This window comes from Kocuria sp. MNB10 (assembly GCF_054073685.1).
On the sequence record NZ_CM133411.1, the window covers coordinates 1,148,306 to 1,162,499 of the forward strand.

The following is a 14,194-nucleotide window of genomic DNA, read 5'->3' on the forward strand; positions in this document are numbered from 1 at the left end:
CCCCTTCCTGGTCATTGGACGGCACCGACGGGACGCGGGAGCCGTTGCCAGCCTGTCAGAAATCGGACGCGCCCGCCCAGTGGTGGCCGCACTCTAGAGTGTTCTCGTATCGCCCCACCCCGCACCCGGGAGTGGTCCTCCAGGCCCGGCCAGGCCCCGCACCGAAGGGTGACCGTGTACGCAGACCCCACCGACATGACCGCCATCCGTGAACTCCTGCACGAGATCCTGCGCAACGATCCCGCACCCCTGCACCTGGGCATGGACCTCGGTGAGATCGAACAGGGCCGAGTGACCATGTCCATGACCGTGTCCGACTTCATGGCCAACGGCCACGGTGTCTGCCACGGCGGATACCTGTTCACCCTGGCGGACACCACGCTCGCGTACTGCTGCGCGACCGCCGGTTCCCCCATCCTCACGCGCAACGCCGAGATCACGTTCACGGCTCCCGCGCACAGCGGCCAGGTGATCACCGCGATCGCCACGCGCCGGGTGAGCTTCGGCAGGAATCAGATCTGCGACGTCGTCCTGGAGGCCGACGGGCGCGTGATCGCCTACTTCACGGGGCAGGGCACCACCCCGCCGCAGCCCAAGGGTACGGTGAAGTGACGGGCCGGGCACTGGAACGCCGCGCCATCACCGCATGACAGACCGGAACGGCGCTACACCCGCCCCCGGTGCACGATGCGACCGTCGCACACCGTGAACTCCGAGACGATGTCCTTGAGCTCGGACTCGGGAACGTCGAGGGGGTTGCGGTCCAGCAGCACCAGGTCGCCCAGGAACCCCTAGGCAATGTGCCCCGGGCGGTCCTCCCCGAACGACGTCTTGGCCGCTTCCGCGGTGTAGGCGTCGAGCGCCTCGGCCACGGTGATGTTCTGGACGGTGTCCGCGACCCAACCCGAGACGGACGTGCGGGTCACGCACGCGTAGATCCCGAACCACGGATTGGCGGTGGTCACGGGGAAGTCCGAATTGCTGGGCGCCGTGATCCCCCGGTCCAGGAAGGTGCGCATGGGATAGGCGCGGTTCATGCGCTCCTGGCCCAAATTATTGATGTGCGAATTCCCGAGCTCCTACACGAACGCAGTCGAGGACGCCGCGATGAGGTCCAAGACTTGCGTCACGGCGCGGTCCCCGATCCCGTGGATCGCCCCCCGCAGCCCACTGCTCAGGGCACGCCCAACCATGGGGGCACGGCCGGAAGCGCGTGGTCAGCTCTTCCGCGGTGGGCAGCCGCTGGTAGGCGCCCACTTCCAGGGGGCCGCTGCTCATGTCGTGGACGGTGGTGATCACCCCATCCTCGACCACGACCCCCAGGGGTCACGGCTAAACCGGCCGCCGGGTTGGTGCACCACGGCGTTGACCACTGTGAGGTTCCGGACGGGGTGTTCACTCATACTCTGTTCCTCTTTCGTCGCTGGTTCCCGCCCGAGGTGTCAGGTGACGCCGCGAGCGGTGTTCTGGGCGGGCCGGGCCTTCCGCCGCACACGATGGCCGAATAGCGGACCTTGACCGGGAACAACTGGGTCAGGACGGTGCCCACGGGGGCGTACGGGATGGAGGCGAAGCCGAGTCCCAAGATCATGGCCACGGTAATTAGGGCGGTGTCCCGGGTGTCCACGAGCCAGAAGATGGGGAAAGCGACGAGCGCGGCGATCGCGTAGCCGGCGGCCTCCACGATGGACGGGGAGGTCTTGTCCGCGACTTTGCCCGCGATGAACATCACCACGATCTGCGCCACGGCACCCCATGCGATGGCCGTGAGGATCACGGTGGAGGGCAGACCGAGCTGCTTGGTCACGTAGCTGATCATGAACGTGGTCAGCACGAAGAAGTCGGCGTTACCGAACAGGTAGGTGCCGATACCCACGATCAGGCGACCGGGAGCGGCGCGCAGGGTGTCGGCGACGGGCGCGCTCTGCTTCTCGTGCGGCGTCGCCGACCGAGCGGCCTCGGCCTGCCTGCAGTCCTCCGTCTCGTCGATCTTGAGCCGGATCCACACGCCCACGGCGACCAGGACGATGGAGATCAGGTACGGGATACGCCACGCGCCCTCGAGGAACCGCTCGCCCGAGAGGGCCACCACGGCGGCCACGATCATGGAGGACAGGATGGTGCCGGTGGGCGAACCCAGCTGCACCACCGCGCCGGAGAAACCGCGCTTGTGCTCAGGGGCGTTCTCCACGGCCAGCAGGGTGGCGCCGCCCCATTCGCCGCGGACCGCCATGCCCTGCACGATCCGCAGGACGGCCAGCGCGGGGTCCTCACCGCCGAAGAACAAGGGCGCGAAGACGATGGACGCGGTGGCGCCGAACAGGAAGAAGTCGTACCACTCGAGGGACGTGCCCACGTAGGCGCCGATCAGCGCTTTGCAGGCCTTGCGGGGGTCGTGTTCTCGGGCCGCGGGATGCTCCGCGGTATGGTCCGTGGGACCTTCGGTCGTGCTGGACGTGACAACCTCTGGATCAGGGAAGTGGTGCCGTTGCCCCGAGACCCGCCCATACGCGCACCCGGAACAGTGGCCGTGACAAACTGTATGACCAGCGTCACACACCGGAGCTTTCCGCCGGGTTTAGGACTGGAAGGGGTCCGTCCGAAATTCGCTGCCGCGAGACGGTTGTCGCGTCCCGTGGCAAGTGGTCGAATGAACGCATGAGTGAAAACAGCATCTGGGATGCCCTGGAATCCGCACGCGACAAGGCCAAGGAACGGGAGCAGGAGGAGATGCAGCGCGTCGAGGACGCGGACAACCACGAGCAGCAACGCGCCGCCAGCTCCCGCGTGGCAGCACGCCAAGCCGTGCGCGAGACGCTCGACGACATTCTCGCGCAGCGGGAGGGGTGAGGGGTTCACGGAGGGGGTGAGCCCCCTCCGGCAACCCCGTGCGGCTCGGGGAACGGTTCCGTTCCCCGAGCCGCTGCGCCATCTGATATTGATGCTGGGGACGCACATCGACCGAGGAGTCCCCACGAGCACGCATCACTTCATCCGAGCACGGCTGCCGTGGGTGGTGGCCGGGATCATCCTCGTGGCGCTGAGCTTGCGCGGGCCCATCATCGCGCCCACGCCCGTGATCACGAACATCCAGGCGGACATCGGCCTGTCTTCGGTCGCGGCGGGGCTGCTCACGGGACTCCCGGTGTTCCTCTTCGCCGTGGTCACCCCGGCGGCCTCCGCGGTCATCCGACGCGCGGGCCCCGAGGCCGCCGTCCTGCTCTGCCTCATCGGTGTCCTAGTGGGCACCATCATCCGTTCCCTCGGCTCCACGCCCCTGCTGTTGGTGGGCACCGTGGTCATCGGGGCGTCGATTACGATCGGCAACATCGTGATCCCGGTCATCATCCGCCGCGACGTCCCCTGGCGCCAGGTCTCCGTGGTCACCGCCGCCTACTCCGCGGCCCTCAACGTGGGGTCCATGATCACCGCGCTCGGCACCGCGCCGCTCGCCGCCGCCCTGGGGTGGCGCTGGGCCCTCACGGCCTGGGGCGTCCTGGCGCTCGCCGGCATCGGCTACTGGCTCCTGCTTTCACGACGCCGCTCCGGCAGCCCCGGCGACGACGCCGCCCCAGCCGCCCACACGCCGTCGTCCCCCGACGCCCCCGGCCGCGGCGCGGCCCCCAACCCCCACGCGCCGTCGGCCCCCGAAACTTCAGAGGCCCCCGCGGAGATGCTGCCGCCAGCGGAACCCGACATCGCTCACGCGACGGGGCGTGTGCGGAGCATCGGCTGGCTGCTCGCGCTGGCGTTCTGCGGGCAGGCCATGGCCTACTACTCGGTGACGGCGTGGCTACCCGCGCTGCTCGCGGACACGCGGGGGTTGAGCTTGGCGAGTTCCGGGGCCTCGGCGTCGCTGTTCCAGGTGGCCGCCGTCATCGGGGCGTTCGGCGTGCCCCTCCTGGCCGCACGGGCGCCCGCGTGGGTTCCGGTGGCATTGATCGGAGCGCTGTGGATCACGCTACCCATCGGCCTGATGCTCGCGCCGGGGTGGTTCATCGCGTGGTCGCTCATCGGCGGGGCGGCCCAGGGCGGCGGTTTCACGGCGATCTTCTCGATCGTCGCCCGCGTAGCCCGCTCCTCCGCCGAGGCGGCGCGGATGTCCGCGCGGGTGCAGGGTATCGGCTACCTCGCGGCCACGATCGGGCCACCCCTGGCCGGGGGTTTGAACACCGCGACCGGGGCGTGGACGGCGCCCCTGCTGTTGGTGCTCGCCGCGACCGTGGTGTTCACGGTGGGCGGGGTGTTGGCGGCGTTCAGGGCGCGGTCGTGAACACCACGACATGACAGCGCGCGTTCCACTGCAGTTGATGTTGCGGATACAGGACTGGGGCCCACTCACGAATGAGTGGGCCCCAGTCATCAGGTCCTGGATCTAGAACCTACGGAACGAGGTCTCAGCGACCCGGGTGGGTGGTGCCGTCCACGTTGGTGGTCCCGGTGTCGCGGCGACGATCCGTGGTGTGGTCGACGTGGCGATCGTTGTGGACGGTCTTGTTCTTCTTCAGCAGACCGGCCAGACCCAGGAGACCGGCCAGATCCCACAGGCCGGCGTTGCCGTTGTCGTCGTTGGTCTCCTGGCTCGTGGCGGGAGCCGGGCTCTCCTCGGCGGCGATGGCGGGGGCCGACACACCGGTGAGGATTGCGAGGGACAGGGCAGCGGTAGCAGCGGTCTTACGCATCATTTTGCACTCCTGGCTGGGAAAGGAAGCACCATCATCTAACGGCTTAATAAGCACCCCACCTTACTTGTATGTTTCCGGCGACCAGCCGGTGAGGGATATATGCCGTGGCGGGCCGGGAATAACAGCATGGATATTCGATAAGGTGGCGCATTGATTTCGCACCCTTGGAAATATGGTCTTAACTGGCCTAACGTGCCCCCCATTATGACTTCGCCGCCTCTCGCGGGCAACAGTGTGCTCTCTTTATATTCGGGAATAATCGGAGGCGAGTCCGAGAGCTTGATTCTCCTGGCCGGGGCCCGCCGGAACACCGGCGCGTACTGCATCACCCAGGTGAAGCGGCGATTTCCTTAAATTTTCCCGGATACACGCGGGCGAAGAGGATGAATCGGAAATAAATATACGACTTCGTCCTCGCGCCCCCAGCACCGATGATCGAGGAATGTAGAGGGCATTCCCCTACCCCCTTCGTAACCTCACCCGCCCCGGACCAGCGCGCCCCCTTCCCCGGGTAGTTTCAAGATCAGTCACCCCGGGAGGAGCTCACATGTCCCAGCGCATCGCCATCATCGGCGCGGGAATCGGCGGTCTGACCCTTGCCATCGATCTGCAGCGCAAGGGGTTGGACGTCCGGATCTACGAACAGACCGCTGTCCTGCGGGAGGTCGGCGCCGCCGTCCCCCACCACGGCCGGGGTGCGAACCAGTCCATCGAGGACGCGATCGTCCTATCCGACCTACTCTCCAGTACGACCGACTGGGACCATGCGCGTGCCGAGTACGAGCGGCGTCGCCGTTTCCGTACCCGCAAGATCGTGGACGCGTCCGTCACCGTGGGTGAAATGCTCCACCTGCCCGACGGCGCTCGCGCCCGGGAACGCAACACTCGCCTGGCCTCGCCGGACGCCTTCGACCGGGACCTGGACTCGATCCATTCGTTCCATGCCGATGAGCAGGTCCCGGAAGCCCCGGCCGTGGGTGGGTGATCAGGAAGGGCGTCGCGCCCAGCGCGGCGCCCGCTCCGGCCGCGGTCCTACGCCCACCGCCAACGCCGGGAACGCACTGAGCCACGGGACCCGCCGCACGACCTTCACGACCCACGACGGTGGCCGCAGGTCCCTGCCCCGGATCGCCGGCATGATCAGTGCCGCGTGCAGGATTCGCTGCATGCCCTGGATGACCACCGTGGGCACCATGCGGCGTCGCTGGATCCGCGCCAACGCACGCGCCTCCGCCCGCCCGGAGGCCCCGCCAGAACGCAGCAGCGGAGCCAGAATGCGGGCCGCAGCCACCGCGTCCTGCACCGCCAGATTGATCCCGACGCCGCCCACCGGCGACATCGCGTGTGCGGCGTCCCCGATGCACAGGACCCCCGGGGCGTGCCAGCGGCGCAGCCGGTCCAGGCGCACGTCGAGGTGCTTCACGTCCGCCATGGACCCGATCCCGGTCACCCCGGCGGCCGCCTCCGGGAAGAGCTGCGCGGCGTCGACCCGGAAGGCGTCGAGACCGCGGGCGCGCACGGCGTCGTCGGCACCCTTGGGGCCCAGCTGCGCGACCTGGATGTAGCCGTCGCGCGGGATGCCGATGGCCACCCGCCCCCGGTTCGAGCGCGGCAGCAGCGACTCCCCCACGCGGCGATCGGTGGGCAGGCGGTACCACCAGACGTCGAAGCCCACGGCGCGTTCCCGCGCCGGAAACCCTACGGCGCGGCGGATCACGGACCAGCGGCCGTCGCACGCGATCGTGAGATCAGCCGCCACCTGTCCAGTACCTTCCGGCGATTCGACGACGACGCCGCTCACCCGCCCCTTCTCCCACGTCACCCCGGTGACCTCGTGCTCCGCGCGCAGCGAGAACGTGGATTCGGCGGCGGCCGCGTCCGCGAGCAGGTCCAGAAGATCCCACTGTGGGACCATGGCGATGTAGGGGTGGCGCACCGGCAACCGGGTGAAGTCCACCATGCGCACCGGGCGGCCCTCGGGGTCCGGGAGGTCCACGTGGGTGACCCTGGAATGCGGAATGGCCTTGAAACGATCGACGAGACCGAGATCGTCGAGCAGGGCCAGAGTGGTGGGATGCACGGTGTCCCCGCGGAAGTCGCGGAGAAAGTCCGCGTGCTTCTCCAACACCGTGACCGCCACACCCGCACGCGCCAGTAGGAGACCCAGCACCAGGCCGGCCGGACCGCCGCCGACGATGGCGCACGTGGTGCGAACGGTGGGCGGCTCCGCGGGCGTCGTCACCCCGCCAGCCCCTTCACGAATCCCCAGAACGTTTCCGCGCTCACGGTCAGATTGTGCGCGAAGGCCTCCAGGTCCTCACTCGAGTCCCGGCGGTAGTTCACGCAGAACTCGTAGCCGTCCGTATGGGTCGTGTACGTGACACCGAAGCCCTCGGGTGTGGTGGGCGCGAACGCGTAGCGCACGATCGGGTCCGGACCGCCGATGGACGTGGTGGACAGGAAGTCGTGGCGCATGGCCGCGATCCCCGGGGAGTCGAAGAACTCGGACAGCTCCCCCGTCTTCCGGGCCATCATGGCGAGTCCCAACAGGTGGCGATCCACACCGCGGGCGTTCTTGCAGGCCTTGACCCAGCCACGATGTGCGTCCAGGGCCTCCGTGAACAGCTCCTCGGTCGCCTCACCGGCGAGCAGGGCGCGGGCGAACGCGGTGGCCTGCGGGGTCACGGGGCGGAGGCACTCGGTGCGCCCCGCCTGGAACTCACGCATGTCCACCGCTTCATATACACCGCGCGCCGTCCCGTACGTCGCGAGCTGGGCGAGCAACATGATGAATTGCTGAGCGGCGTCGTCGCTGATCTTGAACGGGAGTTCGGCGGGGTGCAGCCGCGGCACGAACACCCGGTGCACGCCCAGCAGCGCGGCCTCCGTGCGGTATTGGGCGACCCGCGCCACGAGTTCGTCACGCAACTGCGGCTCGAGCTCCCACGTGATCGCGGCGGGTTGCGGGGCGTCCGGCAGCGCGGCCTCGTCCGGGATCGTCACGTCCTGCATGGCTCCCGCGACGGCCAGGATCGTGGCCCCGTCCACGGTGCTGTGTTCCACGTGCATGGCCAGCCACGGATCCTCGAGGCACACCTCGTACGTGATCGGTTTGTAGGCCCATGCTTGCCCCATCTCGAACGCGCAGCGCTCCAGGTGCTCCACGACCTCGGCCCGTGCCCCCACGACATTGACCAGGAACACCATGCGGCTGATCCGGTCGTAGATCTCCGCGTTGTGCTCGTTCGAAGTCAACTTCTCCAACAGGGGCGCGGCCGTCTCACTGCCCAGGTAGGACAGCGCCCCGAACGGCAGCTCGGTCTCCCGCGGTTCGTCCCGCTCCACGACCGCGCGCAGCCCCGCGGCCACCGTGCGCAGCGGCAGCGGTTGCCGGTCCTGGGTGCTGATCGTCAGCGCGTACAGCCGGCCGCGGTGGATCACGCCGATCTCCTCCGCTGCCTCGGCCGACCCCGACGACGCCGCTCGCTCCGGTCTGCGGATCTCGTCCCGTTCCGCGCGAGGATGCCGCACTCCGCCCGTGAGACATTCCCATTGGGACATACTCACGTCGTTACCGCGGGGGTCCACCTCCTGCGGGGTCTCCCCGCGCACCTGCCGTAGATGCACCCACGCCGCCCGGTAGACGAGTTCGGCCGCCCGGCCCAGCCCCGGGGCGCCGAAGTCCCCCGTGATCTGGAATCCCACGTTGGTGGTCAGCGGCAGGGGTGTGCGCACGGTCAGATATCCGTCCAGCCACTCCCGGGACAACCAACTGCGCCCCTCGGCGTCCTCCGCACGGGCGAACTCCTCGAGTGCCGCTTGCAACCGCGGACCCTCCCCGGTCCGGAACGCTTCCGCATCACGCCGGGTCCGCTCGAGCGCCGCGCCGTCCACGAGGGGTTCGACGGCGCTCAGCATCCGCTGCAGCGTCTCCTCCAGCGGGGGCACGGGAAGGGGTTTCACACTCATGAGGGATCCTTTCGGTCGCGGGAACGGGAGGGTCGGGTCAATGGGAGGGTCGGCGCGACGGCGTCCGTGCGGATCCGCCGCGGTGTTCCATGGGGTCGAGGTCTACAGCTCCCCGTAGCGGGCCAGCGCGCGGCCCAGCCGCTGCACGCCCTCGTGGATCACGTCCGGGGCATGGGTCACGAAGGACAACCGCATGGTGGACTCGTCCGGGTCGTGCGCGTAGAAGGAGGCACCCGGGACGAAGGCCACGCCTTCCTCCACCGCGAACGGTAGCAATCGGGCGGTGTCGATCCCGTGCCCCAGTCGGACCCACAGGAACATGCCTCCGTCCGGGCGGGTGATGTGAGCGTCCCGCGGGAGGACGGCCTCGAGTTCCGCGTACATGGCCCGCGCCCGCTCGGCGTAGACGGGACGTACGCGCTCGAGGTGCGCCTCGACGTCGGCGGTTGCAAGATACCGCGCCACGGCCAACTGGTCCGGCACGGGCGACTGCAGCCCGATCGCCTGCTTGGCCACAGTGAGCGTGAACTGGATGGGTCCCTCGGAGCGCATCCACCCGATCCGCACCCCCGGGGCGATGATCTTGGACACCGAGTTCAGCAGGATCGTCTGCGCGGACATCCCCGGAAGGGATGCGATGGGGGCCATGGGCTCGCCCGTGTAACACAACTCGCCGTACGGGTCGTCCTCCACGAGCGCGGCGCCGGTGCGCAGCAGGACGTCCGCGACGGCGCGGCGTCGTTCCACGGGCATGCAGATCCCGGACGGGTTCTGGAAGGACGGGATCAGGTAGACGAAGGTGGGGCCGTGCTCGGCGATGAGCCGCTCGAGCTCCTCCGGCACCACGCCGTGCTCGTCCGTGGGGACGCCCACCATGTGCGCACCGTTGAGATCGAAGGCCTGCACAGCCGCCAGGTAGGTGGGCCGTTCCACGAGGATCACGTCCCCCGGGTTGACGAGCGCCTGGGCCACCACGAACAACCCCTCCTGGGAGCCCGTGGTCACCTGGACCTGGTCCGCAGTGGTGGGCAGGTGCCTGCTGACCCGACGCGCCGCTTGCTCGCGAAGTTCCAGCTCACCCTCGCTCGAGGCGTACTGCAGCGCGCGTGCGGGGTGGTTCGCGAATACCCACTCGTAGGCGGCCTTGACGTCATCGACCTCGAAGTACGCGGGATCCGGGACACCACCGGCGAACGAGATCACACCCTCCTTGGACACCACCTCCAACAGGTCGCGCACGGGGGAGGAATCCACCCCGCGCAGACGGTCGGCGATACGGAACGAGAAGGGTTCGAGGGTGCTCATGCGGCCAGTATCCCACCGGCCCCGGAACGGTGAGGGTCCGGGATCACTCACCCAGGGGCATGCGCGCGCACCAGGCTCTCAGGAGGGCGAGCACGTGACGGTCGAACGCGGCGTCGGCGTCCGTGTCGGGGAGGACCGGACGGCTCATCTCGATGGCGATCCATCCATGGACGCCCACCCAGAGTGTGGCACCGATGACCTCCACGGGGAGGTCATGGAAGATCCCCTTGTCGATGGCCCCGCGGACCAGTCGGTACATGGGTTGCATGGCCGTGTTCGCGAATTCCGCGCGGCTGGATCCCCCGGCGGAACCGTCCCTGCGGGCGCCGATGCAGTCCCCCGCCTTGCCCAGGATCACGTTGTACAGCGCCGGGAACTCCAGGGCCCAGCGTCTGCCGGAGCGGGCGAGTGCGCGCATGTCCGCCACGGGTTCGCCGGTGCGCACGGCCATCTCGTGCGCGCTGAGGTAGCTCACGATCGCTTCCTCCCGCACGGCATCGATCAGGGCGTCCCTGCTGCCGAACATGGTGTAGATCGCGGTGGTGGAGCAGCCGTGCTTGGCGGCCAGTGGCCGGAGGGAAACGGACTCGACGCCACCGGCCAGGATCTGTTCGGCGGTGTTCTTAATCAGTGCTTTGCGAGTAATCTCGTTAAATTTTCGGGGTCGGGCCACACGCGCGATCGTACTGGTCAGAGCCTTGTTAGTGCATTAATTATCGAGAATTGTGGGCATCTTAGGGGACAACTGTATCCCAGTTCGCGCCCCCTCGAGGTGCCCCGTGATTCATCCCTCGTGAGCCGAACGACGATTGCGTCGGATCCGCTTGACGACCCACCACACCAGGAACAGCAGGACCGCGATCACCACGATGCGTGAGAACACCCCGGCGTACTGTTCCGCGATGTGCCAGTTCTCCCCCAGGAAGTACCCGGCGAGCACGAAAATGGTGTTCCAGATCAGGGACCCGGCCGTGCTGAGCACCACGAACAGCCAGAACGACATCCGCTCGATCCCCGCGGGAACGGAGATCAGGGATCTGAAGATGGGGATCATCCTCCCGAAGAACACGGCGGCCTTGCCGTGGCGGTCGAACCACTCCTCGGTGCGATCCAGGTCGTGCAGATCCACGAGCGGCATCTTGTCCACGATCACGCGCAGGCGGCGTCGTCCCAGTGCGGCGCCGATCCAGTACAGCGCGATCGCGCCCACGACCGACCCCAGCGTGGTCCAGAAGATGGCCCCGCCCAGGCTGAAGTTGCCCTGGCTGGCCGTGAAACCGGCGAGCGGGAGGATCACCTCGGACGGCAGCGGCGGGAACAGGTTCTCCAGGGCCACGAGCAGTCCGGCGCCGGGAGCACCGATGGCTTCCATGACGTCCACCACCCACCCCGCGATACCGGAGAGCTGAGCACTCTCGTCGGCTGATGTGGCGGCCAGGATGGCAGGCAGGGACATGAAGGTGTTCTCCGCACGTGGTCGTCAGGGGTGTGTCCGCCATGCTACGGGAGGAATCTTGGGGTCCGCTTGGAGCTATCGGGGCGGTGCGCGATTGAATGGGGCCATGCGTCTGTGGTCAGTTCACCCGTCCCTGCTGGACCGTCGTGCTCTGGTGGCGTGCTGGCGGGAGGGTCTGCTCGCCCAGAAGGTCCTGCTCGGTCAGACCAAGGGCTACACGCGCCACCCCCAGCTGCAGCGCTTCCGCGCCACGAGCGATCCGGTCCTGTCCGTGGCCACGTACCTGCACGGCATCGCCGCCGAGGCCGACCGCCGCGGCTACAACTTCGACCGCACCCGCCTGGCCCGGGAGGCGAGCACACAGCCCATCACGCTCACCGTGACCACCGGTCAGCTGCGCTACGAGTTCGAGTTCCTGCTGCGCAAGGTCCTCGACCGCGACCCCGAGTGGGCGCGATCCGCACTGGACGGCATCGATCCCCATGCCGCTCCCCACCACCCGTTGTTCGTCCCGGTTCCCGGCCCGGTCGCCGAGTGGGAGCGCGTGAAGTAACCGGTTCGGTCCACCGGCGGCCTCGCGGACCGGTGCGGTGGTATGGCGTGGGGCATCGCACAGGCAGCCCTGTGGCGTCCTCGTCGGGACCGGTTCGATGGTTTCGACGGTGAGGCAAGGGGCGACGCATAGCCGGCGCAGCGGCGTCGTCGTCCGGGGCACCGCCGTGTCCGAAATCCGCTAGCGCCCGGCGCCCGGGCGTGGGACCGTGGGACGCATGCCCCCTCAAGACTCCTCGTTCGACGAGCGCTACCGGGCTGTCGAGTCCCGGGACGGGCGCTTCGACGGACAGTTCGTGACCGCGGTGCGCACCACCGGGATCTACTGCCGCCCGAGCTGCCCCGCGCGCACGCCCCACCGCGAGAACGTGCGCTTCTACCGCACGAGCGCGGCCGCCCACGCCGCCGGGTACCGCGCCTGCAAACGCTGTATCCCGGAAGCCGTGCCGGGCTCCCCGGAGTGGGACCTGCGCGGGGACGTGGTGGGGCGCGCCATGCGGCTCATCACCGAGGGGGTCGTGGACCGCGAGGGCGTGCTGGGACTCGCGCGGCGCGTGGGGTATTCCACGCGCCACCTCACCCGCGTGCTGACCGAGGAACTCGGCGCCGGGCCGCTCGCGCTCGCCCGAGCCCACCGGGCCCAGACGGCGCGCGCCCTGCTGACGCAGACGGACCTGCCCGTGGCGGAGACCGCGTTCGCCGCGGGATTCTCGAGCATCCGACAGTGCAACGAGGTGATCCGCGAGGTCTACGACATGACCCCGCAGCAACTGCGGGCGCGCGGCACGAGCGCCGGACCCTCGGGGCCCGGCGCGGCGGGCGAACCGGGCGAGGTGGACCTCGCGCTGAGCTACCGCGAGCCCCTGGACGTGCGCGGGCTGTTCGTGTGGTTCGCGGTCCATGCGGTGGACGGCGTGGAGATCGGGACCCCCACCTCTTACACCCGCGCGCTGAGCCTGCCCGGCGGCCCGGCCTGGCTGCGCGTGTACGAGCGTGCGGGGCGGTTGCGGCTGCGCACACGGGTCACGGATCTCGCGGACCTGCCCGTGCTGATCGCCCGGGTGCGTCGGCTCTTCGACCTGGACGCCGACCCGGAGGCGGTGGCCGCCGCGCTGTCCCGCGTCCCGGTGTTGCGCCCGCTGGTCGAGGCCGCCCCGGGGCTGCGGGTCGCCGGTTCTGCGGACCCGCACGAGACGTTGATCCGCACGCTCATCGGTCAGCAGATCTCCCTGGCCGCGGCCCGCACCGTGTTGGGTGCCCGCGCGCGGGACATGGGAGAGCCCGCGCCCTCCTTCGCCACGGGCATCCGGTACATGTTCCCGACCGCAGCGGCCATCGCCGAGCACGGCGTCCAGTTCCTGGGCGGGCCGGCCGCGCGGGTCCAGGCGGTCCTGGGTGCTGCCCGCGCGCTCGCCTCGGGTGATTTGCAGTTGTCCCCCGGCGACGACGCCACTCAGCAACGCGCCGCGCTCCTCACCCTCCCCGGGGTGGGGCCATGGACCGCGGACCACGTGCGCATGCGGGTCACCGGGGACCCGGACGTGTTCCTGATCGACGACGGGGCCATGCGCGCCGGTGCCCGACGGCTCGGGCTCCCGGACACCAAACCCGCACTCGTGGACTGGGCAGGGGCCGCTGCCCCATGGCGCAGTTACGCGACCACCCATCTGTGGGGCCCGCTGACCCCTCCCGCATCCTTCTCGGAAAGTGCGCAGTCATGACATATGTCGTTGAGAGCATTGACACTCCTGATGGTTCCTTCACGGCAGTGGCCCGGGAGGACGGAACCGTCGTGGCCTCCGGATGGACACGCTCGACCGAGCAGCTGCTCGCGCGGATCCGCCCGGCCTTCCGTCCGGAGGAAGCGCAATCCGGCGACGTGCCCGCACTGGAGGCGGTCCGCGCGTTCTACGACGGCAACCTCGACTCCGTCATGACCGTGCCCGTGGACCTGCACGGCACCGAGGGCCAGCAGGCCGGGTGGGCCGCGCTGCGCCGCATCCACCCCGGGTCCCCCCTGACCTACACCGAGTTCGCGCGGGAACTCGGCAATCCCCGGGCCGTTCGGGCGGCGGCGTCGGTGTGCGCCCGCAATCCCGTGGCGCTGTTCGTCCCGTGCCACCGGGTGCTGCGTTCGGACGGTTCCATGGGTGGGTTCGCGTGGGGCGAGGCGATCAAGCGTGATCTGCTGCGGCGAGAGGCACGCTCCGCAGCATGACAGACTGGA

At 69.1% G+C, this 14,194-nt stretch carries 14 protein-coding genes and 1 pseudogene; 7 read left to right on the forward strand and 8 right to left on the reverse strand.

Annotated elements, in window-relative coordinates; all coding sequences use genetic code 11:
- Positions 1-195 precede the first annotated feature (195 nt).
- Positions 196-612: a PaaI family thioesterase gene (locus ACW9PK_RS05095; RefSeq protein WP_231885612.1), complete on the forward strand. Its 417-nt coding sequence runs from the start codon at positions 196-198 to the stop codon at positions 610-612.
- 53 nt (positions 613-665) lie between these two features.
- Here ACW9PK_RS05095 and ACW9PK_RS05100 read toward each other — a convergent pair.
- Both ACW9PK_RS05100 and ACW9PK_RS05105 read right to left on the reverse strand, forming a co-directional pair.
- Positions 666-1,037, reverse strand: a pseudogene (locus ACW9PK_RS05100) (amidohydrolase family protein).
- A 362-nt stretch (positions 1,038-1,399) separates the two neighbouring features.
- Positions 1,400-2,356: an MFS transporter gene (locus ACW9PK_RS05105; RefSeq protein ID WP_457016868.1), complete on the reverse strand. Its 957-nt coding sequence runs from the start codon at positions 2,354-2,356 to the stop codon at positions 1,400-1,402.
- Positions 2,357-2,658: 302 nt separating this feature from the next.
- Between ACW9PK_RS05105 and ACW9PK_RS05110 the strand changes: the two genes are divergently transcribed.
- Both ACW9PK_RS05110 and ACW9PK_RS05115 read left to right on the forward strand, forming a co-directional pair.
- The gene (locus tag ACW9PK_RS05110; RefSeq protein ID WP_035965649.1) at positions 2,659-2,850 is read left to right on the forward strand and encodes a hypothetical protein; all 192 of its coding nucleotides are present in this window, start codon (positions 2,659-2,661) and stop codon (positions 2,848-2,850) included.
- Between the two features lie 91 nt (positions 2,851-2,941).
- Positions 2,942-4,273 (forward strand): MFS transporter, encoded by a 1,332-nt coding sequence (locus ACW9PK_RS05115; protein ID WP_457016870.1) that lies wholly within the window; start codon positions 2,942-2,944, stop codon positions 4,271-4,273.
- A 124-nt stretch (positions 4,274-4,397) separates the two neighbouring features.
- Here the strand turns inward: ACW9PK_RS05115 and ACW9PK_RS05120 are convergent, their stop codons facing one another.
- Entirely contained in the window at positions 4,398-4,685 is a 288-nt protein-coding gene (locus ACW9PK_RS05120; protein WP_457016872.1) for a WGxxGxxG family protein, read from the reverse strand.
- Between the two features lie 547 nt (positions 4,686-5,232).
- On the opposite strand from ACW9PK_RS05120, the gene ACW9PK_RS05125 reads away from it, so the two are divergent.
- Complete coding sequence (locus tag ACW9PK_RS05125; protein WP_270241376.1) at positions 5,233-5,670, forward strand: NAD(P)-binding protein; 438 nt, start codon at positions 5,233-5,235, stop codon at positions 5,668-5,670.
- Here the strand turns inward: ACW9PK_RS05125 and ACW9PK_RS05130 are convergent, their stop codons facing one another.
- From ACW9PK_RS05130 to ACW9PK_RS05150, 5 genes are all read right to left on the reverse strand, one after another.
- A complete protein-coding gene (locus tag ACW9PK_RS05130; protein ID WP_457016874.1) occupies positions 5,671-6,927 on the reverse strand; it encodes an FAD-dependent oxidoreductase in 1,257 nt (418 codons plus the stop codon). It lies immediately after the preceding gene.
- Positions 6,924-8,654 carry a choline/carnitine O-acyltransferase gene (locus ACW9PK_RS05135; protein ID WP_457016876.1) on the reverse strand — a complete coding sequence of 577 codons (1,731 nt, stop codon included), beginning with the start codon at positions 8,652-8,654 and terminating at the stop codon, positions 6,924-6,926. Before ACW9PK_RS05135 ends, ACW9PK_RS05130 begins: the two co-directional genes overlap by 4 nt.
- Positions 8,655-8,756: 102 nt before the next feature.
- A complete protein-coding gene (locus ACW9PK_RS05140) occupies positions 8,757-9,959 on the reverse strand; it encodes an aminotransferase-like domain-containing protein (protein ID WP_457016878.1) in 1,203 nt (400 codons plus the stop codon).
- Between the two features lie 43 nt (positions 9,960-10,002).
- The gene (locus tag ACW9PK_RS05145) at positions 10,003-10,632 is read right to left on the reverse strand and encodes a TetR/AcrR family transcriptional regulator (protein ID WP_457016880.1); all 630 of its coding nucleotides are present in this window, start codon (positions 10,630-10,632) and stop codon (positions 10,003-10,005) included.
- A 111-nt stretch (positions 10,633-10,743) separates the two neighbouring features.
- Positions 10,744-11,415 (reverse strand): DedA family protein, encoded by a 672-nt coding sequence (locus tag ACW9PK_RS05150; protein WP_085106869.1) that lies wholly within the window; start codon positions 11,413-11,415, stop codon positions 10,744-10,746.
- Between the two features lie 106 nt (positions 11,416-11,521).
- On the opposite strand from ACW9PK_RS05150, the gene ACW9PK_RS05155 reads away from it, so the two are divergent.
- The 3 genes from ACW9PK_RS05155 (at position 11,522) to ACW9PK_RS05165 (ending at position 14,185) form a co-directional block, all read left to right on the forward strand.
- Entirely contained in the window at positions 11,522-11,968 is a 447-nt protein-coding gene (locus tag ACW9PK_RS05155) for a pyrimidine dimer DNA glycosylase/endonuclease V (protein ID WP_457016883.1), read from the forward strand.
- Positions 11,969-12,185: 217 nt separating this feature from the next.
- The gene (locus ACW9PK_RS05160; protein ID WP_457016885.1) at positions 12,186-13,688 is read left to right on the forward strand and encodes a DNA-3-methyladenine glycosylase 2 family protein; all 1,503 of its coding nucleotides are present in this window, start codon (positions 12,186-12,188) and stop codon (positions 13,686-13,688) included.
- Complete coding sequence (locus ACW9PK_RS05165) at positions 13,685-14,185, forward strand: methylated-DNA--[protein]-cysteine S-methyltransferase (RefSeq protein ID WP_085106872.1); 501 nt, start codon at positions 13,685-13,687, stop codon at positions 14,183-14,185. The genes ACW9PK_RS05160 and ACW9PK_RS05165 overlap by 4 nt, the downstream gene beginning before the upstream one ends.
- Positions 14,186-14,194: the final 9 nt, after the last annotated feature.